At 67.7% G+C, this 19,466-nt stretch carries 20 protein-coding genes; 8 read left to right on the plus strand and 12 right to left on the minus strand.

The features are described from left to right. Window positions 1–39: 39 nt before the first annotated feature. The 8 genes from ACFWPX_RS21030 to ACFWPX_RS21065 all read right to left on the minus strand — a co-directional run bounded on the left by ACFWPX_RS21030 (window position 40) and on the right by ACFWPX_RS21065 (window position 10,952). Window positions 40–1,455 carry a DUF1254 domain-containing protein gene (locus ACFWPX_RS21030; RefSeq protein ID WP_378928777.1) on the minus strand — a complete coding sequence of 472 codons (1,416 nt, stop codon included), beginning with the start codon at window positions 1,453–1,455 and terminating at the stop codon, window positions 40–42. Between the two features lie 80 nt (window positions 1,456–1,535). After that, complete coding sequence (locus ACFWPX_RS21035; protein WP_378928778.1) at window positions 1,536–2,750, minus strand: TetR/AcrR family transcriptional regulator; 1,215 nt, start codon at window positions 2,748–2,750, stop codon at window positions 1,536–1,538. Window positions 2,751–2,762: 12 nt separating this feature from the next. Then, window positions 2,763–4,706: an acetoacetate--CoA ligase gene (locus tag ACFWPX_RS21040; RefSeq protein WP_378928779.1), complete on the minus strand. Its 1,944-nt coding sequence runs from the start codon at window positions 4,704–4,706 to the stop codon at window positions 2,763–2,765. A 56-nt stretch (window positions 4,707–4,762) separates the two neighbouring features. Then, entirely contained in the window at window positions 4,763–5,578 is an 816-nt protein-coding gene (locus ACFWPX_RS21045; RefSeq protein ID WP_378913313.1) for an HpcH/HpaI aldolase/citrate lyase family protein, read from the minus strand. Between the two features lie 31 nt (window positions 5,579–5,609). Further along, window positions 5,610–6,092: a MaoC family dehydratase gene (locus tag ACFWPX_RS21050; protein ID WP_378913314.1), complete on the minus strand. Its 483-nt coding sequence runs from the start codon at window positions 6,090–6,092 to the stop codon at window positions 5,610–5,612. Continuing rightward, window positions 6,089–7,249 carry an acyl-CoA dehydrogenase family protein gene (locus ACFWPX_RS21055; RefSeq protein ID WP_378913315.1) on the minus strand — a complete coding sequence of 387 codons (1,161 nt, stop codon included), beginning with the start codon at window positions 7,247–7,249 and terminating at the stop codon, window positions 6,089–6,091. Before ACFWPX_RS21055 ends, ACFWPX_RS21050 begins: the two co-directional genes overlap by 4 nt. Further along, the gene (locus ACFWPX_RS21060) at window positions 7,246–9,339 is read right to left on the minus strand and encodes a biotin carboxylase N-terminal domain-containing protein (RefSeq protein ID WP_378928780.1); all 2,094 of its coding nucleotides are present in this window, start codon (window positions 9,337–9,339) and stop codon (window positions 7,246–7,248) included. The genes ACFWPX_RS21055 and ACFWPX_RS21060 overlap by 4 nt, the downstream gene beginning before the upstream one ends. Window positions 9,340–9,344: 5 nt before the next feature. Further along, window positions 9,345–10,952: a carboxyl transferase domain-containing protein gene (locus ACFWPX_RS21065; RefSeq protein ID WP_378928781.1), complete on the minus strand. Its 1,608-nt coding sequence runs from the start codon at window positions 10,950–10,952 to the stop codon at window positions 9,345–9,347. Between the two features lie 85 nt (window positions 10,953–11,037). Between ACFWPX_RS21065 and ACFWPX_RS21070 the strand changes: the two genes are divergently transcribed. From ACFWPX_RS21070 to ACFWPX_RS21080, 3 genes are all read left to right on the plus strand, one after another. Continuing rightward, window positions 11,038–11,649: a TetR/AcrR family transcriptional regulator gene (locus ACFWPX_RS21070; protein ID WP_378928782.1), complete on the plus strand. Its 612-nt coding sequence runs from the start codon at window positions 11,038–11,040 to the stop codon at window positions 11,647–11,649. Between the two features lie 62 nt (window positions 11,650–11,711). Next, window positions 11,712–11,987 (plus strand): hypothetical protein, encoded by a 276-nt coding sequence (locus ACFWPX_RS21075; RefSeq protein WP_378928783.1) that lies wholly within the window; start codon window positions 11,712–11,714, stop codon window positions 11,985–11,987. Then, window positions 11,984–12,502, plus strand: coding sequence for a type II toxin-antitoxin system VapC family toxin (locus tag ACFWPX_RS21080; protein ID WP_378928784.1), 519 nt, complete (start codon window positions 11,984–11,986; stop codon window positions 12,500–12,502). Before ACFWPX_RS21075 ends, ACFWPX_RS21080 begins: the two co-directional genes overlap by 4 nt. Before the next feature lie 5 nt (window positions 12,503–12,507). Here ACFWPX_RS21080 and ACFWPX_RS21085 read toward each other — a convergent pair whose 3' ends face one another. The 3 genes from ACFWPX_RS21085 to ACFWPX_RS21095 are packed head-to-tail and all read right to left on the minus strand — an operon-like array spanning window position 12,508 to window position 14,734. Beyond that, complete coding sequence (locus tag ACFWPX_RS21085) at window positions 12,508–12,900, minus strand: NYN domain-containing protein (protein ID WP_378928785.1); 393 nt, start codon at window positions 12,898–12,900, stop codon at window positions 12,508–12,510. A gap of 60 nt (window positions 12,901–12,960) precedes the next feature. Then, window positions 12,961–13,671, minus strand: a complete 711-nt coding sequence (locus tag ACFWPX_RS21090) for an ABC transporter ATP-binding protein (protein WP_378928786.1) — start codon at window positions 13,669–13,671, stop codon at window positions 12,961–12,963. Between the two features lie 10 nt (window positions 13,672–13,681). Next, entirely contained in the window at window positions 13,682–14,734 is a 1,053-nt protein-coding gene (locus ACFWPX_RS21095) for an ABC transporter permease (RefSeq protein WP_378928787.1), read from the minus strand. Between the two features lie 130 nt (window positions 14,735–14,864). Between ACFWPX_RS21095 and ACFWPX_RS21100 the strand changes: the two genes are divergently transcribed. The 3 genes from ACFWPX_RS21100 to ACFWPX_RS21110 are packed head-to-tail and all read left to right on the plus strand — an operon-like array spanning window position 14,865 to window position 17,231. Further along, window positions 14,865–16,139: a sensor histidine kinase gene (locus tag ACFWPX_RS21100; RefSeq protein WP_378928788.1), complete on the plus strand. Its 1,275-nt coding sequence runs from the start codon at window positions 14,865–14,867 to the stop codon at window positions 16,137–16,139. After that, window positions 16,136–16,753, plus strand: a complete 618-nt coding sequence (locus ACFWPX_RS21105; protein WP_378928789.1) for a LuxR C-terminal-related transcriptional regulator — start codon at window positions 16,136–16,138, stop codon at window positions 16,751–16,753. The genes ACFWPX_RS21100 and ACFWPX_RS21105 overlap by 4 nt, the downstream gene beginning before the upstream one ends. 52 nt (window positions 16,754–16,805) lie before the next feature. After that, window positions 16,806–17,231 (plus strand): PPOX class F420-dependent oxidoreductase, encoded by a 426-nt coding sequence (locus ACFWPX_RS21110; RefSeq protein ID WP_378928790.1) that lies wholly within the window; start codon window positions 16,806–16,808, stop codon window positions 17,229–17,231. On the opposite strand, the gene ACFWPX_RS21115 is transcribed toward ACFWPX_RS21110, so the two are convergent. Further along, complete coding sequence (locus ACFWPX_RS21115; RefSeq protein WP_378928791.1) at window positions 17,228–17,857, minus strand: DUF3105 domain-containing protein; 630 nt, start codon at window positions 17,855–17,857, stop codon at window positions 17,228–17,230. The two genes, ACFWPX_RS21110 and ACFWPX_RS21115, sit on opposite strands and share 4 nt — an antisense overlap. Window positions 17,858–18,096: 239 nt before the next feature. On the opposite strand from ACFWPX_RS21115, the gene ACFWPX_RS21120 reads away from it, so the two are divergent. Beyond that, window positions 18,097–18,549, plus strand: coding sequence for a hypothetical protein (locus ACFWPX_RS21120; protein WP_378928792.1), 453 nt, complete (start codon window positions 18,097–18,099; stop codon window positions 18,547–18,549). Between the two features lie 98 nt (window positions 18,550–18,647). Further along, entirely contained in the window at window positions 18,648–19,391 is a 744-nt protein-coding gene (gene cobM / locus ACFWPX_RS21125; protein WP_378928793.1) for a precorrin-4 C(11)-methyltransferase, read from the plus strand. The last annotated feature ends 75 nt before the right edge of the window (window positions 19,392–19,466 follow it).

A 19,466-nucleotide genomic window follows, 5' to 3' on the forward strand; every position in this document is an offset into this window, starting at 1 on the left:
CGCGTTCGTCATCGAGCCGCTCAGATGATCGACGTCGATTCAGTCGACTCGGGTCATCGGTGGTGGTTCCCATTTGCCGTCGAGGGCATCCGCGCGCGGTGCGTAGAGGCGCATGGTGAGGGAGAAGTCGCCGGTTCGGGGGATGGGGAGCCAGTTGCCGGTGGGGGTGGCGGGGCGTGGGTCTTGTTGTTGGATGGCTAGTTCCACGGAGCCGTCGGGGGCTGCGACCACGGTGGGGAAGTGGCCTACCGAGTAGATCTCGTCGGGGTTGGGGACCAGGAAGCCCTGGGGGTCGTAGGCGGTGATCGAGGCGAAGGCTTCGACGGGGGGCCATCGGCCTGGTTCGAAGCGGATTCGGTAGCGGAGGGGGTTGCCTCGGTCGTCGGTGGTCGGGGCGTCGCGGTTCGCGTAGATGACGTCGCGAATGGGGGCAAGGGCGGGGGAGCGTTTGGTGGTGGCCGCGCGGCGGAGATAGTCGGTGCCGAAGGTGCCGAGGTCGACGGGGATCTCCCAGCCGTTGGCGTGGCGAGCAGTCGGGTCGGTCCAGTCGGCGATGCGGCGCTGTGCCTGGCGGACCGCTTCGTCGAGTACGTCGGCGGGGAGGTTGTCGACGACCCCACCCGGCTGAATGTCGATCGTGGCCAGCTCGGCCATCAGCGGCGCGTCGGCGGCGGCGGGCGGACCGGTGAGCATCAGCCTGCACAGGCGATTCAAATAGGTGCGGCCGTCCATGGCGGCGATCCGTTTCACGGGCGGTTCCGGTCCGCGGTCGATCGCGTGGACCCGGCTGATCGTGCTGCCGTATTCACCGCGTTGCCAGGCGCTCAACGGGATGAGCTTCAGTTCGTGCTGCCAACGGTTGACGTTCGGTGCGTCCGCGGTGCCTTTGATCTGGATTCGCCCGACGATCGTGCTCAGGGCCGCGGGCATATGCAGCCGGGTCATCCGCGCGGGCACCTCACCCGTCCACTTCGGCCCGGTGATGACGTAGGTGAACGGCGGACCGTCGGCGCCCACGGTGGTCCGTGGATCTTCGCTGGTCAGGTCGTGCACGGTATCGGCCCAGCCGTCGACCAGCTGGAACAGCCAGAACCGGTCGGGGTCCATCCCCGGGATCTCCAGCACCAGCGGCTCAGCGGTGAGGTCGAGCCACGCCTGCGAATACACCACGTCGTGGCTGAGCCGCGCCACTCCACGGTCCAGCGGGTCGGGCAGGACGCTGTGATCGAGGGTGTTGGCCGGGGCGCTGGCCGCGCGCATCATGTCCTGCAGGATCATCGGATAGCCGAAGATGTAGGCGTCGATCGCCAGGGCGAGCACATCCGGGGGACCGGTGGGGTGGATCGGCCCGAACGTCGAGTCACCACCACACCCGGGCAACACCGCCCCCACCGCGACCGCGGCACCGAGACCGAGCAACGATCGCCTGGTCAGCGCACTCGCGCGAGGATCCATGCACGCTCCGTTCGACGGCCTGATCGCCGAGCGTATGCCGCGCCGGGAGCGGCCCGCCTCATCCGCGACGGGTGAAGTGGTCAGCCGAGCAGCACCCGCCGCATCAGGAACCCCACCCTGGCCCGGCCCGCGATCGGGTTGTCGCCGAAACTCTGGCCGAGGTCGATGACCATCGCGAACGCCGCGTGCACCAGGAACCGCGCCTCGGCCGCGGAGAGCTCCGGCCGCATATCGCGCACCAGCCGCGCCCACTCCTGCACGCTCAACCGCTGGATATTGCGCAGCACGGCGCGTTCCTCGGCGGGCACGTGCCCGAACTCGGCGTAGTACACGACGGCGAGCGCCCGCTCGTCGAAGGTGTCAGCGACGAACTGGTCGACCAGCACACCCAGCGCCGCGCCGCTGTCGGGCGTGCTCGCGACAGCGGGTCCGATCGCCCCGGACACCCGATCCGCCGCCCGCCGGAACGCGGCCGCGAGGATGTCGGTCTTGCCGCGATAGAACCGGTACACCGCCGATGCCGCCGACAACCCCGCCGCCGAGGCGATGTCCTCCACGCTGACGTTCGGATAGCCGCGTTTGTGGAACAGCTCCACCGCTTTACGGAGCAGCAGTTCATGTTTGAACGATTCCGGGATCTCGGCGCGGGCGCCCTGCTCCGAAACAGTCGCGGCAGGCGGCAATTCGGTGTCGGTCAGCGCCATACACGCCGAACCGAGCAACTTGTTCAGCGTGCGAACGGGCAGTGCGGCGTGGTGGTCGGCGATGCTGGTGATCACGCCGAGGATTGCCGTGGAGACCATTCGCTGCTCAGCCGTGGTCAATTCGGGACGCAAGAGGGCCAGCTGCCCGTCGAGCGCGACCAGCACCGAACTCTGCTGCTCGTCGAGCACCACCCGATCCGTCGGCTCGAGGTAGCGGCCCTCCCACCGCACCAGCCGTACCGTCGCACGATTCTCCACGGTCGCACCGATCAGCCCGGTCAGCATGTGCCGCAACCGTTGTGCGGCGGGTAGCGGATCCTCGGCCGACACCACGATCGACGCGGTGAACGCCTGCCCGACCCGAAGTAACTCCTCCCGGAACAACGCGTACTTGCTGGGGTAGTGCCGGTACAGCGCGGCCGAGCTGATCCCCAGCCCGGACGCGATGTCCTCCATGCTCACCCCGTGATACCCCGCGGCCCCGAACGCGACCGCCGACGACGCCGCGATCTGCGCCCGACGATTCTTCGGCCTACGCCGCACTTCAGTCCCAGCTACCCCACGCGCCCCACGAGTATCGCTGACATTCATGCTGGAAGTGTATTAGGGCTTGTCGGGCGGGGTGATCCGGGCATACCAGTCGAGCAGTGCTGGGTCGTCGACGGCGCTGCGTTCGACCACTCGGGCGGGGTCGGCGCCCTGGAAGAGCTTCTTGATGGGGACTTCCAGTTTCTTGCCGGTGCGGGTGTGGGGGATGCCGGGGGCTTCGCGGATCTCGTCGGGGACGTGGCGGGGGGAGACCTCGGTGCGGATCGCCGCGGCGAGGCGGGTTTTCAGGTCTTCGGTGAGTTCCGCGCCGGGGGCGAGCACGACGAACAGCGGCATCCAGTAGCCGCCGTCGGGTTGTTCGGCGCCGATCACCAGCGCCTCGGCGATCTCGGGAAACTGTTCGACGACCTGGTAGATGTCGGCGCTGCCCATGCGGATGCCGTGGCGGTTGAGGGTGGAATCGGAGCGGCCGTGCACGACGATGCTGCCGTGTTCGGTCAGGGTGATCCAGTCGCCGTGGCGCCATACGCCGGGGTAGGTGTCGAAATAGGCCGCGTGGTAGCGCTTTCCGTCGTCATCACGCCAGAAGCTGACCGGCATCGACGGCATGGGTGCGGTGACCACCAGCTCGCCGACCTCGCCGTGCACTGGCTCGCCCTGCTCGTCGAAGGCGGCGAGGGCGACGCCCAGATACGGCGCCGACAGCTCACCCGGCCAGACCGGCACGGTCGGTACACCGCCGACGAACGCCGACACCACGTCGGTACCGCCGCTGATCGAGTTCACCTGAACATGCTCGCCCGCGTTCTCGTTCAACCACAGCGCGCTCGACACGGGCAGGGACGAACCGGTGATGCCGACCGAGCGCAGGGCCGACAGATCGTGATCGGCGCGTGGCACGGAACCCGCTTTGATGCAGCCCAGCACGTAGCCGGGGCTGGTCCCGAAAACGCTGACACCTACCTGAGCGGCCATGCGCCACAGGGCATCCGGTCCGCCCGCGGTCGGGCTGCCGTCGTAGGTGACGATGGTGGCGCCGGTCAGCAGCCCCGCTACCTGGAAGTTCCACATCATCCAGCTCGGGCTGGTGTACCAGAAGAACGTGTCGTCGGGGCCCATGTTCGATTGCAGCGCTACGGCTTTCAGGTGCTCGAGCAGCACACCGCCGTGGCCGTGGACGATGCCCTTGGGCAGTCCGGTGGTGCCGGAGGAGAACACGATCCACAACGGGTGATCGAAATCGACAGGGACAGTTTCGATCACGCCGAGCCCCGCATCGGCGACCGCGTCCGTCCATGACAGCGCGTCCGACACCTCAAGTCCGAGCTGCGAGACAACGACGGTGGCGCGCAGGCTGGGCAGCCCATCCCGCAATGCCGCGATGTCGGCTCGCTTGTCGTGTTCCTTGCCGCCGAAGCGGTAGCCGTCGGCGGTGACCAGCACCGTCGGGTCGAGCTGGCCGAGACGGTCCAGCGCGGCCTTGGCGGAATAGTCCTGACCGCAGGCACTCCACACCGCGCCGATGCTGGCGGTGGCGAGGAAGGCGACGATCGCTTCCGGGACATTGGGCAGGTAGCCGATCACCCGGTCGCCCGCCTCGACACCCTGCTCACGCAAGGTGCGCGCGAAAACCGTGACCTGCTCGATCAATTCGGCCCAGGAAACCTCCTCGGGCTCGGCGTCCTCGTGCAGGGCGATGACCGCCGGGCGGCCGAACTGGGCCATCCGGATGATCTGGTCGACATAGTTCAGCCGGGTGCCTGCGAACCACTCCGCGCCCGGCATCTCGCGCGAGCCGAGGACCTCACCGGCGGTCTCGCCGAGTTCGAAGTAGTCCCACACGGCCTGCCAGAAGCCGGCGATGTCATCCACCGACCATTGCCACAGGGCCTGGTAGTCGGGGTAATCGCCGCCGGTTCGCGCGGTGACGAAGGCGGCGAAATCGGTGATTCGGGCCGACGCGAGGTCGTGTGCGTTCGGTACCCATTGCGGTTGCACCGGATGTCCTCCTCGAACTGGACTACTTCGGATATCGGGAGATGGTTACCCGATGTTCAGCCGGGCACGCCCGCGCGCCGGACGATCTGTTCGGCGTGCCGCAGCACCGGAGCGTCGACCATCCGACCCTCGAACGCGAAGACGCCGCGATGGTTGGGCACCTCCGCCAGCACCCGGTGCGCCCAGTCGAGCTCGGCGGGATCGGGTGCGAAGCCGTCGCGGATCACCGCGACCTGACTCGGGTGGATGGCGACCTTGACGTCGAAACCGACGGCGACCGCATCGCTGGTCTCCGCGGCGAGGCCGGCGAGATCCTTGATGTCCAAGTACACCGAGTCCAGGGCGAAGCGGCCGAAAGCCTTGGCCGCCAGCAGAGTCGATGAGCGCACGTGCCGGGCGACCTCCCGGTAGCTGCCGTCGGCATGCCTGCTCGAGTTGCCGCCGAGCCCGGCGACCAGATCCTCGGCGCCCCACATCACGCCGATGGCATTGTCTGCCTGCACCGACTCGGTGATCCGCACCGCGCCGAGCGGTGATTCGACCAGCACGATCACCTCATAGCCCGCGAGGCTGCGAACCTGTTCGGCCGACTCACATTTGGGCAGCATGATCCGGCGGTAGGCGGTCCGGGCGAGTACCGCCAGATCGGCCGCGTACTCGTCGGTGTCGGCCGCGTTGACACGAATCACCGTGTGCTGCGGGTCGAGTGGGGTCTCGATCAGCGCCTGCCTTGCCGCGGCCTTGTCGCCCGCCGCGACGCCGTCCTCGAGATCGAGGATCACCACATCGGCCACCGCGGCGGCCTTCGCGAAGCGTTCGGGGCGATCGGCCGGGCAGAACAGCCACGCGGGACCACTGGGCTGCCAGCTCATACTGCGTCCTTTCGGCGGGTGCCATGACCGCTCATGCTGTGGGTGCCTTGCGGACCAGTGTCTTGCGCACCGCGGTCGCCACGATCACGCCGTGCTGGTTGCGTGCGGTGTGTGCCAGGCTGACGATGCCCTCGCCGGGGCGGCTCTTGGATTCGCGCTTGTCGGTGACCAGCGTCTCGGCGTACATGGTGTCACCGTGGAACAGCGGAGCGGGGATGGTCATCTCGGAGAAACCGAGGTTGCCGACCAGTGTGCCCTGCGTGAGCTGGGCGACCGAGAGCCCGACCAGTGTCGACAGGGTGAACATCGAGTTCACCAGGCGCTGGTTGAACGGCGGCTGCGCGTCGGCGAAGGCCGCGTCCAGGTGCAGGGCCTGGGTGTTCATGGTCAGTGTGGTGAAAAGGACATTGTCGGCCTCGGTGATGGTGCGGCCGGGCCGGTGCTCGTAGATCGTGCCGATCTCGAACTCCTCGAACCACAGACCACGCTGCACGATCCGCCGGTTTTCGCTCACAGACCGAGCTCCCTTGCGATCAGCATCAGCTGTACCTCCGTGGTGCCCTCGCCGATTTCCAGAATCTTGCTGTCACGGTAGTGCCTGGACACCGGGTATTCGTTCATGAAGCCGTTGCCGCCGAAGATCTGGGTGGCGTCGCGGGCATTGTCCATCGCGGCCTCGCTGGAGACCATCTTCGCGATCGACGCGGCCTTCTTGAACGGCTTGCCTGCCAGCATCAACGCGGCGGCGTCGTAGTAGGCGGTGCGCGCGACGTGGGCCCGCGCCTCCATCCGGGCGATCTTGAACGCGATGGCCTGATTACGGCCGATCGCCTGCCCGAAGGCCTGACGCTCGTTCGCGTACCGCACGCTCTCGTCGACACAGCCCTGCGCGGCGCCGACCGCCAGCGCGGCGATGGCGATGCGGCCCTCGTCGAGGATGCGCAGGAAGTTGGCGTAGCCGCGACCGCGCTCGCCGAGCAGGTTCTCCTGCGGCACCCGCACATCGGTGAAGCTCAGCGGGTGGGTGTCGGACGCGTTCCAGCCGACCTTGTTGTAGGCGGGCTCGGCCACGAAACCCGGCGTGGAGGTCGGCACCAGGATGGTGGAGATCTCCTTCTTGCCACCGGCCTGCCCGGTGACCGCGGTGACGGTGACCAGCCGGGTGATGTCGGTGCCGGAGTTGGTGATGAACTGCTTGCTGCCGTTGATCACCCAGCTCTCGCCGTCCTGTACGGCGGTGGTCCTGGTGCCGCCCGCGTCGCTGCCCGCGTCGGGTTCGGTGAGCCCGAAGCCCGCCAGCGTCTGTCCGCTGGTGAGCTGGGGCAGCCATTCGTTGCGCTGCTTGTCGTTGCCGAAGCGGTAGATCGGCATGGCGCCGAGCGAGACACCTGCCTCGAGGGTGATCGCCACGCTCTGGTCGACCTTGCCGAGCTCCTCGAGTGCCAGGCACAGGGCGAAGTAGTCGCCGCCCATGCCGCCGAACTCCTCGGGGAACGGCAGGCCGAACAGCCCCATCTCGCCCATGCCTGCCACGACTTCGTACGGAAAGCTGTGTTCGGCATCGTGTTTCGCCGATACCGGGGCAACGACCTGCTGTGCGAAGTCGCGGACGGTCAGCGCGAGCTGGCGATATTCGTCGGGGAGCGAACCGGTGGACAGGTAGTCGGTCATGCGAGGGTTCCTTCGCGCTCGGTTTCTGCTGCGGCGACAGCACTGTCTGCTGCCGCTTCGGTCTCAACGGGATGGGCGAGGACGCGCACCAGTACTTGGTCCAGCTTCACCTGGGCGCCAGGGACGGCAAGCACCTCGACCGTGCCTGCCACCGGCGCGGTGAGCGCGTGCTCCATCTTCATGGCCTCGATGACGATCACCGGATCGCCGACGGCGACGGTCGCGCCGTTCTCGACCGGTGTCGCGATCACCGAGCCCGGCATGGGGCTGCGTATTTCGGCGTCCCCGACGTGGGTGTCATCGCCACGCACGCTCGCCTCGGCGACCTCGCGCAGGACGGCGAGGCCGCCGTCGTGGCTCACCCACAGCTGACCGTCGGCCTCGGCGATGCGGTAGGTGCGCCGCAGTCCGTCGAGCGTCGATACGAGACCGTCGGCCGAGACGGCGGCCGTAAACGTGTGTGGCTCGACTCCGCTCGATGTCGAGACATCCGAGGCCTGCTCGTCGAGCCAGACCGTCGCCGAAGCCGGTGTGCCAGTGATGAAAACGTGGCGTACTTGATCGCCCGAGGACAGTCTGATCGAGGTCGGGGCCGGTGCGCCGAGGCGCCATCCCGAGGGGGTCGACCACGGGTCGCCACCGGTGGCAGGCCAGCGGCGCAACCAGTGATGTGTTGCGGCGGCGATGAATTCGGCATCGGTGACCTCGGCGGACACGAAGTCGGCCACGCGCCGATCCAGCAGCGCCGTGTCGAGACGGCCGGCCTGCACGTCGTCGTCGGCGAGCAGGAACCGCAGGAATTCGATATTGCTCGTCACGCCGAGCAGCACAGTCTGTTCCAGTGCGCGGTCCAGCGTGGCGAGTGCCTCGGCACGAGTGGTGCCCCGCGCGATCACCTTCGACAGCATCGGGTCGTAATCGCTACCGACCACGGTGCCTACCGAGATCCCCGAATCCACGCGCACGCCTGCGCCGTCCGGCTCCGACAGGGCGAGCACGGTGCCGCCGGTCGGCAGGAACCCGCGGCTCGGATCTTCCGCGTAGACGCGTGCCTCGATGGCGTGCCCGACGAGGTGGATCTCGTCCTGGGTGCGCGCCAGCTTCTGGCCCGCGGCAACACGCACCTGACATTCCACCAGGTCGACACCGGTGACCATCTCGGTCACCGGATGCTCCACCTGCAGACGGGTGTTCATCTCCATGAAGAAGAATTCGTCCGGCTGGTCGGCCGAGACGATGAACTCCACGGTGCCCGCGCCCACGTAGTCCACGCTGCGGGCGGTATTGCAGGCGGCGGTGCCGATGCGGGCCCGGGTCTGGGGGTCGAGCAGTGGTGACGGAGCCTCCTCGATCACCTTCTGATGCCTGCGCTGCAAGCTGCATTCGCGCTCACCCAGGTGCACCACATTGCCGAACTTGTCGGCCAGGATCTGCACCTCGATGTGGCGCGGCCGGTTGACGAACCGTTCCAGGAACAGCGTGTCGTCGCCGAACGACGCACCGGCTTCACGCCGGGCGCTCACCAGCGCGGCAGGCAGATCGGCGGGATCGGTGACCCGGCGCATGCCCTTACCGCCACCACCGGCGGAGGGCTTGACGAGTACCGGGTAGCCGACTTCCGCTGCGGCGGCGATCAATTGGTCATCGGTCAGACCGGGTTCGGCGATGCCGGGCACCACCGGAACCCCGAACGCCGTCACCGTCTTCTTCGCGGTGATCTTGTCGCCCATCACCTCGATGGCCTTGGCCGACGGCCCGAGGAACACGATGCCCGCGTCGGCGAGTGCGGCCGCGAAGGCCGAATTCTCCGACAGGAAGCCATAACCCGGATGCACAGCCTGTGCGCCGGAACGAACAGCGGCGTCGACGACCTTCTCGATCGACAGGTAGCTCTCGCGCGCGGGTGCGGGCCCGAGCCGCACCGCGATATCGGCCTCACGCACATGGCGCGCGTCCGCGTCGGCGTCGCTGTAGACAGCGACCGAGCGAATGCCCATGGCACGCAAGGTTTTGATGACGCGCACCGCGATCTCGCCGCGGTTGGCGACCAGGACGGTGTCGAATTCGACGGGGTGGTTCTTGTTCAGCATGTCGCTCACATCCGGAAGACGCCGTAGGAAACGGGTTCGAGCGGCGCTTGCGCGCAGACCGAAAGGGCAAGGCCGAGCGCAGTTCTGGTGTCGGTCGGCGCGATGACGCCGTCATCCCAGATCCGGGCCGTCGAATAGTAGGGGTTGCCCTGGGTCTCGTACTGGTCCCGGATCGGCGCCTTGAAGGCCTCCTGATCCTCCTCGGACCACGGCTTGCCCGCGCTGTCGAGCTGATCGCCACGCACCGTCGACAGCACCGAGGCGGCCTGCTCGCCACCCATCACCGAGATGCGCGCGTTCGGCCACATCCACAGGAAGCGCGGCGAATACGCGCGCCCGCACATGGAATAGTTGCCCGCGCCGTAGGAGCCGCCGATCACCACGGTCAGCTTCGGCACCCGCGCGCACGCCACCGCGGTGACCATCTTCGCGCCGTGCTTGGCGATGCCGCCCGCCTCGTAATCGCGGCCGACCATGAAGCCGGTGATGTTCTGCAGGAACAGCAGCGGGATCTTGCGCTTGTCGCACAGTTCGATGAAATGCGCGCCCTTCATGGCGGACTCGGCGAACAGCACGCCGTTGTTGGCGACGATGCCGACCGGATGGCCGTGGATGCGGGCGAACCCGGTGACCAGGGTCTTGCCGTATTCGGCCTTGAACTCGTGGAATCCGGCCTCGCCGTCGACGATCCGGTCGATCACCTCGCGCACGTCGTACGGCGTGCGCGGGTCCACCGGGACCACGTCGTAGAGCTCGTCCTCGTCTTTGGCGGGCGGGGTGCTCGGCAGCACCTCCCACGGCGCCTCGGGCTTCGTGCCGAGCGTGCCGACGATCTTGCGGACGATGCGCAGCGCGTCGCGATCGTCGTCGGCCAGATGGTCGGTGACGCCGGAGGTCCGCGAATGCAGCAGGCCGCCGCCGAGCTCCTCGGCGGTGACGACCTCACCGGTCGCGGCCTTCACCAGCGGCGGGCCGCCCAGGAAGATGGTGCCCTGATCACGCACGATGACGGCCTCGTCGGCCATCGCGGGCACATACGCGCCGCCCGCGGTGCACGAGCCCATGACCGCCGCGATCTGGGCGATGCCCTTGGCACTCATGTTCGCCTGGTTGTAGAAGATGCGGCCGAAGTGCTCGCGGTCGGGGAACACCTCGTCCTGACGCGGCAGGAAGGCGCCGCCGGAGTCCACCAGGTACACACACGGCAGGTTGTTCTGCGCGGCCACTTCCTGCGCGCGCAGGTGCTTCTTCACCGAGATCGGGTAATACGTGCCGCCCTTGACCGTCGCGTCGTTGGCCAGGACCAGGCACTCACGGCCCGAGATGCGGCCGATGCCCGCGATCATGCCCGCGCCGGGGCACTCGTCGCCGTACATGCCGTTTCCGGCCAGCGGCGCCAGCTCGAGGAACGGGCTGCCCGGGTCGAGCAGCTGCTCGACCCGCTCGCGGGGGAGCAGCTTGCCCCTGGCCACGTGCCGTTCGCGGGACTTCTGCGGGCCACCGAGGGCGGCCGTGGCCAGCCGCTGCCGCAGATCGGCGACCAGGGCACCGTGCGCGTCCCGGTTGCTCGTCGCGGCCAGGGTGCCGTCTTCGGTCTCGTGCGTAACCGTCATCGCGCCATTCTCTCACTCGGTTAATCGCCAATAACTGAAATTCAGGTTAATCTTGACTAACCAAGTTGTCCAGAGGGGCCGCCAGATGTCGACTACCGAGCCTGTTCAGGTGACCCGCCGCGAGCAGCTCAAAGCCCAGCGTCGCGAACAATTGCTGGCCGCGGGCGCCCGCCTGATCGCCGACCGCGGGTTCTTCGGCGTGCGCCTCGACGACCTCGGCGCGGCCGTCGGTATCAGCGGCCCCGCCGTCTACCGCCACTTCGCGAACAAAGAGGCGCTGCTGGTCGAGCTCCTGGTCGGCATCAGTGAGCGCCTGCTCTCGGGCGGTCGCGCCGTCGTCGACGAATCACCGTCGGCCGCGACGGCACTGCCCGCCCTGGTCGACTTCCACCTCGACTTCGCCTTCGGCAACCCCGAACTCATCCGCATCCAGGACCGCGACCTCGACAACGTCCCCGCCAACGACCGCCGTATCCTGCGCCGCACGCAGCGCCAATACGTCGAGATCTGGGTAGGCGTCCTCCGCGAACTGAACCCCGCCCTCCCCGAGGAAGCCGCCCGCATCCAGGCCCACGCGGCCTTCGGCCTGATCAACTCCACCCCCCACAGCGCCAGCGCCGCGAGTGCTTCCCGGGCTCGCCCGGTGCTGCGTCAGATGGCCCTGGCCGCCCTGGGTGCTCGAGCGTCATTTGCTTGACGTTGAGGCTGGTCGGAAGTGATACCGAGCGGTATCATGAACGCATGGCTATGACTCTGCGGTTGTCCGACGAACAGACTGCTGCACTCCGGCGCCGCGCAGAGGCTGAACACACATCGATGCAGCAGGTTGCCCTAGCTGCCATCGATAGTTACATCCAGCAACCTGCGGGACCCGGTCGGCGCCGCGCCGTTCCGGTCGACGAACTGTTCGCAGCATTCGGCGATCTCCCGCCTATGAGTAGCGACCGCTTCCGGGCAGACCAAGACGAGCACATCGATGGCGCGGCGCACTTCGACGCCTATCTGCGCGCACACGGTGATAGGGAATCGGAATGACCCCACGCCATCTTCGTGGTCTCGCCGACACCAATATTCTGATCTATCTGGAACGTCTGCCGCGTGAGGTGCTTCCAGGCGAGCTGGTGACCAGTGCGGTCACCCTGGCTGAACTCTCGGCTGGTGTGCACCAAACTGACGATGCGATGGAGCGTGCGCTGCGCATCGTTCGGTTGCAACGAACCGAGGCGATGTTCGACCCGTTGCCGTTCGATGCCGATGCTGCTCGGCAATACGGGCTCATCGCAGCGGGAGTTATCGCCAGTGGGCGTAAACCGCGTCGCCGTGAAGCGGATCTGATGATCGCCGCCGTCGCCGCTGCTCATCGGCTGCCTCTGTTCACCACCAACCCTGACGACTTCAAGGGGACGGATGGCCTGCTGACAGTCGTCCCGGTGCCGCGCCCCCCGGATTTACCCGGTCCGAGGCCTATGCGTCCAATCAAGAAGCCCGCTCCGGAGCCGATTCAAACCAGCGGGACGGTCTCTGATCTGATCGACGACCAGCGGCGATAGCACGATCAGTCGAGCTGGCGCCAGAGCCAGCCGGGGCCGACGGATTCGGCGCCGTAGGCCTCGACTCGGGTGCGGAGTTCGCGGTCGGCGGTGACAACGGTGATCTGTTCGTGGGAGTCGGTCTCGGCGACTACGTCGACGATCTTGTCGTCGCCCGAGCCCTCGGCGAGGACCACCTTCATGCGCGGTGCGGAAGGTTCGGCGCCGTCGACGGCAGCTCTGGCCGCCCCTTCGAGGACAACGGTGATCTCGGTGGATTCGGGCAGACGCGTGGTCAGTTCCGCCACGTCGGAGAGGAGCCTGCGAGCAGCGCCCGCGCGGTCCTTCCACCATCCGTTGGCGCGCGAGCCGATGACATTGGCCGCATCCACCACGATGAGATGCCTCGGATCGCTCATCGCCCCAGTCTGCCCGGCGGTCGACGTTGCCGAGACAATTCGACTCACCGGGGTGGGACGTCAGGCAGGCGTGGGGACGCCGATGCCGGTGAGGCGGCCGTCGGTCATGCGGTAGACGGCGTCCATGCGGTGGAGGTGGGTGGGGTCGTGGGTGACGAGGATGGTGGCCGCGTGGTGGGTGCGGGCGATGGTGGTGATGAGGTCGATGATGGCGGCGCCGCGTTCGGAGTCGAGGGCGCTGGTCGGTTCGTCGACGACGAGCAGGGCTGGGTTGTTCATCAGGGCTCGGGCGATGTTGACGCGTTGCCGCTGGCCACCGGAGAGTTGGGCCGGGCGTTTGTGGGCGTGTTCGGTCAGGCCCACAGCTTCCAGGAGTTCCTTTGCGCGGGTGCTGGTTTCGCTCCGTGATGCCCGCTTCGGGCCACCTAGGTGAGCGGTGACTTCCAGTTGCTCGACGGCGGTGAGTGAGGGGATGAGATTGGCCTGCTGGAAGACGACGCCCATCGAGGTCCGGCGAGCTGTCGCGGCCGCTCGTCGGCTCAATGTGGCGAGATCTGTGGTGCCCGAATCGGTGTCGAGCTCGACCGTGCCGGAGTCGGGTCGGATCAGAGTCGCGGCGACGGCGAGCAGACTCGATTTGCCAGAGCCGGAAGGGCCGGTGACGGCGGCGATCGTGCCGCCGGGGACGTGCAGGTTCACCTGGTCCAGCGCGGTGAGACGGCCCGCGCCGTCGGGGTAGGTGAGGGTCACATCGGTGAGGGTGAGCGCCATGGGAAGTCCTTCAGCGAGTCGCGCCGAGCGCGGTCAGCGGGTCGGTGGTGAACAGGAAGCGCAGGGCGACAGCGGCGCCGGCCAGGCCGAGCACGATCAGGGCCAGTGCGGGCACCAGGGTGGTCGCGGGGCTGAGCACGAAAGGCATTGCGTCGCCGAGGAACAGCGAGGTAGCGGCCGTGATCGACAGACCTGCGGCGACGCCTGCGATCAGGACGATCGCGGCCTGGGCGAGGGCATCGCGGACCAGCGATCCGGTGGTCGCGCCGAGGGCTTTCAAGGTGGCGATGTCGGGTTGGCGCTGCACGGTCCAGACGGTGAAGAAGGCGCCGATCACCAGGGCCGAGATGGCGAACAGCAACAAGGTCATCAGGGTGAGTGAGCTGTTCTCGGCCTGGTAGGAACCGATCGCCTGCACGGCGTCCTTCGCCGGTACCTGCCGCGTTCCCGCTTCGGCGTCGAGACTGCCGCTGGCGAGGGTGCCGGTGATCGCGAGCACTGTCGCGGCTCCCGAGCGTGGGCTGGCGGCCTGCCAGTCCTGCATGCTCGTCCAGATCACCGGCGTGTGGCTGTACCACTCGTCACCGGCGACGTCGGCGACGGTGAACTCGTGGCCTGCCAGCAGCACGATATCGCCGGTGCCCGCGGACAGCTCACGCGCCGCGGCCGCACTCAGCACGACCGCACCGGGCGCGGTAGCAGGGCGATTGCTGAACGCCGATGGGTCGCCACCGAACAACGCGACCTGCGTCGGGCTCGCACCCGCGTGCTCGGCCCGGGTCCGCGAGATGCCGATCGGCGTGGCATCGATTCCGCCCGCCGACTGCCACTGCGCGATCTGCTGCTCGGTGAGCACCGACGAATCGAAGGACGGATCGGCCCCGGTCTCGGCGAAAACCACCTGGTCGGCCTCGATGCCATGGACCGCGGAGATGTTCTGGTGCGCCAGCCCGGCGGTGAGACCGCTGAGGAAACTCACCAGCACCGCGACCAGCAGCACGACGGTGGTGATGAGCAGGAAGCGGCCACGAGCGGCCCGCAGATCTCGGAGTGCGACGAACATGACTCCACTCTGTCCGCGCGGGCCGTCGACGCCATCGCACCGGCGCACGAAACGCCGTCCATCCAAGGTCTGCCGCCGTTTACATCTTTCGATGGATGCCCGCCTGGTTGCCGCACATAAGCTGGTCGGCGTGCACTCGTCCCCTTTGACCCCGGTGGTCACCACGCTGCGGCTTGGCCTGCATGTGCTGGTGACGGCACTGGCGGTGGTGGTCGCGGTGCGCGCGTTGCTGCCCGACGGTGGTGGCCATGGTGCCGCGGTGGTCGCGCTGACGGTGGTGTGGTTGCTGGTCTACTTCGCCGGGACCGAGCTTCCTCGCCGCTCAGCCGAGCGTGCGGAATCCGGTGCTGCCGGAGTAGTGCGGGGCTATCGCGCGGTTGCTGGTGGTGTGTCGGCGAAGCCGGCCGCTGGTGACGCTTCTGCCCATCGATGGTCGGGCGCGGTGTGGATCTGGCTGGCTGTGCTCACCGCGCTGTGGCTGGCCCTGCTCGCGCTCACGCCCGATGCCGTCTATCTCGCGTTCGGGCTGTTCTTCGTTTATCTGCATCTGCTGCCGCGTCCGTGGAATCTGATCGCGGTGGTACTCGCTACGGGGGTCGGGGTGCTGGGTTTCGCGGCGCATCGCGGATGGTCGGCCGGTGCGGTGGTCGGGCCCGCGCTCGGTGCGTTGGTCGCGATCGGGATCGGGCTCGGGTATCAGGCGCTGCATCGCGAGGCTGTCGAACGGGAGCGGCTGATCGACGAATTGATCGGCACCAGAGCGATTCTCGCGGAGCAGGAACGCACCGCGGGCAAGCTCGCCGAACGTGAACGCCTGGCCAAGGAGATCCACGACACCGTCGCTCAGGGATTGAGCAGTATCCAGCTGCTCCTGCACGCGGCCGAACAGGCCGCACCGGATCATCCTGCGCTGGATCGCATTCGGCTCGCGCGGGAGACCGCCGCGGGGGATCTGGCCGAAACCCGAAGGCTCATAGACGAATTGTCACCGGCGGCGTTGGATGGGCAATCGCTCGCCCAAGCGCTGGAACGGATTTGCCTTCGCGCACAGTCGCCGACACTGACCACACAGCTGCTCGTCGAGGGTGAACCGGAGCGACTACCGATGCCGGTCGAGGCGGCGCTGGTGCGGATCGCGCAGAGTGCGGTGGCCAATGTGGTTCAGCACGCGCGGGCCGCGCGCATGCGGGTCACCCTCACCTACGACGACACCGACGCGCACCTCGATATCGTCGACGACGGCATCGGCATCGACCCGGATGTGTTGCGCCAACCACGTTCCGGCGCGTTCGGCCTCGCCGCCATGCGCAGCCGCGTCGAACAACAGGGCGGCGCGATGACAGTCGAATCCGAACCCGGCCACACAGCCGTGACGGTGTCCTTCCCCCTCGGAGCAGCCTCGTGATCCGCCTTCTCCTCGCCGACGACCACGCCATCGTCCGCGCCGGCCTCCGCGCGCTCCTCGACGCCGCCGACGACATCACCGTGGTCGGCGACGTCGCGGATGCCGATGCGGCAGTGGCCTTCTGCGCCGCCACTCCCGTCGACCTGGTCCTGATGGACCTGCGCTTCGGCGACGGCCGCTCGGGCGCCTCCGCCACCGCGGGCCTGCGCGCCCTCCCCACCCCGCCGAACGTCCTCGTCGTCACCAACTACGACACCGACGCCGACATCCTCGGCGCGATCGAAGCGGGCGCCGTCGGCTACCTCCTCAAGGACACCCCACCCACCGAACTCCTCGCCGCCGTCCGCGCCGCCGCCGCAGGCGAAAGCGTCCTGTCCCCAACCGTCGCCTCCCGCCTGATGACCCGAGTCCGCCGAGCCGACACCACCCTGAGCCCCCGCGAAGTAGAAGTCCTGCGCCTGGTCGCCGCAGGCCTGTCCAACCGCGACATCGCCAAACAACTGTTCCTCAGCGAGACGACAGTGAAGTCCCACCTCGTCCACATCTACGCCAAACTGGGCGTGAAATCCCGAACCTCCGCCGTCGCCACCGCACGCGAGAGCGGTGCGATCTGAACCCGGCCGGTCGGTACCGCGAGGTGGGGTCTTGTTGGCCTACCCTGGGCGCATGGCTTCCCTGTCGGATCCTCAGGTGCGCGAGTTTCTTTCCCACGGCACGCGAACGGGCAAGGTGGCGTTCGCCGGCGCGGATGGGCGTCCGCTGGTGACGCCGGTGTGGTTCATCGTCGAAGGCGATGAGCTGGTTTTCAATACGGGAAAGGACACGGCCAAGGGGCGGGCTTTCGCGCGTGATCCTCGTGTCGCGCTGAGTGTTGATCTCGAGGAGCCGCCGTATGCGCTGGTCCAGGTGCAGGGGACGGTCACGCTGTCCGAGGACCTCGATGAGCTCGTGCGTACCGCTACCGCCATCGGTGCCCGATACATGGGTCCGGACCGGGCGGCGGAGTTCGGTAAGCGCAACGGGGTCCCCGGTGAACTCGTGGTGCGGGTGCGGCCGACGAAGGTCGTCGCGCAGTTCGATATGACGAGCTAGCGGGCGCCGTCCATCGGGACCGCGTCAGGGCCGGGCGGGGTCGGGTCGTAGGGCGGGGGATCGTTGCGGTCGAAGAGTGGGGACGAGCAGGTCGCTCCGACTTCTGGTGTGGTGTACGGGTTTTCGCGCAGGGCGACGATGAACTGGTCGATGCGTTCGTCGGTGGCGGAGTCGAGGGTGAGCTGGTGGCCCCACGACTGCAACGAGATCGGGTGGTCCATGTCGGGGATGGGCGACATCAGGGTGTACTGCCGGTCGGTCACCTTCGCGCTCAGCAGGGCCTGATCCTGCGGGCTCACCTTCGCTGGGTCGTAGGCGATCCACACCGCGCCGTGTTCGAGCGAGTGCACCGCGTTCTCGGTGCGCAGGGCCTTCGAATAGACGACGCCGGTGCAGGCCGCCCACTGCGCGTCGTGCGGTCCGCCCACCGGGGGGATCGACGGGTAGGCGACTCGCTGGGTCGGGCGCACATGCTGCTGCCCCGGCGCGATCTCGGTGACAACGACGCCGCGAATCTGTAGCGAGGGATCCTGATTGTCCTCCGACGGTGCGAAGCTGTCCCCCGAAGCGGTGGCCTTACCCGCCACCTTGTCGGCCGAGCACCCTGCCGCCAAAGCCGCGGCCACAACCACTATCGCGCAAGCACATACGCCCCGCACCCCACCGTTCCTGCCTGACACCCGCATCGCGGAACCCCGTTTCGTCGTCGCCAGCGCCTGCCGTCCGACACAGAACCTACTTGTCCCAGGTCTCTCGAGCCATAACGATCTCACCGAGATGGATGGTTGGAACAAGGCCCGAGCGGACGCGCCCAAGGTCGCAAGGTGAAGCACTGCCGCACCGAGAAGTAGCTGAAAGGACGTACGTGGACGACGAACGCGATGTATGGGAGTTCGCGGTGGGACTGGGGCTCCCGGACGAGACCGGGCCCGGCGCGCTCGGCGGTGAGGGGATCCACCCGATAGCGCTGGCACTAGAAGAGAGTGTGCATCGGATCGAGGGAGTGAACCGCATCCCGTGCTACACCAGCTTCGGTCCGGTCAACGCATTGAGTGAGTTCGCGCACCGCGCGTGGGGTGACGAATACGACCGCGTACCGGTCGAGTGCTGTCTCGCTGTCTACGTCACCGATGACGAGCTGGATGCATTGGTGGCCGCGGTCGTCGAGAACCTCGGTATCGCCGAGGACGGGCACTCGTCTGCAGCGGACCGTACCGTCAGTGTCGGGCTGCGAATCATCGATCTGGATTCGCCATCGAACAGCTTTTACCAGCATCTCGTCGATCAATTTCGCGATCGAGCCGGCGCGACTGGCTGAGTCTGTCGTGATTCAGCCTGTCCAGTAACCCTGGATGCTGATTGCGTCGGTCCCGCCTCGATGCAGAGGCGGGGCAGACGCCTCATAGGATCCTCCTCATGACCGTGCACTTCATCGGGGCAGGCCCCGGCGCTGCCGACCTGCTCACGGTGCGAGCGGTCAACCTCTTGCGTGACAGCCCGGTCTGCCTCTATGCGGGCACCTATCTCGACCCCGAGGTCCTCGCGCACTGCGCGCCCGGTACCGAACTGATCGACACCCAGCATCTGGACCTGGACCAGATCATCGACCACCTGGTGCGTGCCGACCGGGCCGGCCAGGATGTGGCACGGCTGTGCTCGGGCGATCCCTCGATCTATTCGGCCCTTACCGAGCAGACTCGCAGGCTCGACGCCGAGAACGTCGCATGGGACATCACTCCGGGCGTCCCCGCCTACGCTGCCGCAGCAGCCGCCCTTGGCACTGAGCTGACCGTTCCCGAGGTCGTCCAGTCGGTAGTCCTCACCCGAACACAGGCTCGCTCCACCGCGATGCCTGAAGGTGAGGCCTTGGCGAACTTCGCCGCGACCGGCGCGACCCTCGTCCTACACCTCGCGATCACCCGGATCAGAGTGCTGGCCGAGGAGTTGGTCGGCGAGTACGGCGCGGACTGCCCGGTCGCCGTCGTCTATCGCGCCAGCCAGCCCGAACAGCTCGTCCTGCGCGGCACCCTGGCCGACATCGCCGACCACGTGGAGGCGGCGGGCCTGCGTCAAGCCGCGGTGATCCTGGTCGGCCGCGCGCTGTCCACGTCCATCGACTGCGCCCAGTCCCACCTCTACGACCCGGCCAGGACCCGGTAACACCCACTGCCGCAACAGCAGACCGATCGGTGTGAGCCATCACTCAGTTCCCGCGGTGCACAGGTCATCCGGCGG

Origin of the sequence: Nocardia sp. NPDC058518 (genome assembly GCF_042719655.1) — a bacterium.
Classification (GTDB): domain Bacteria; phylum Actinomycetota; class Actinomycetes; order Mycobacteriales; family Mycobacteriaceae; genus Nocardia.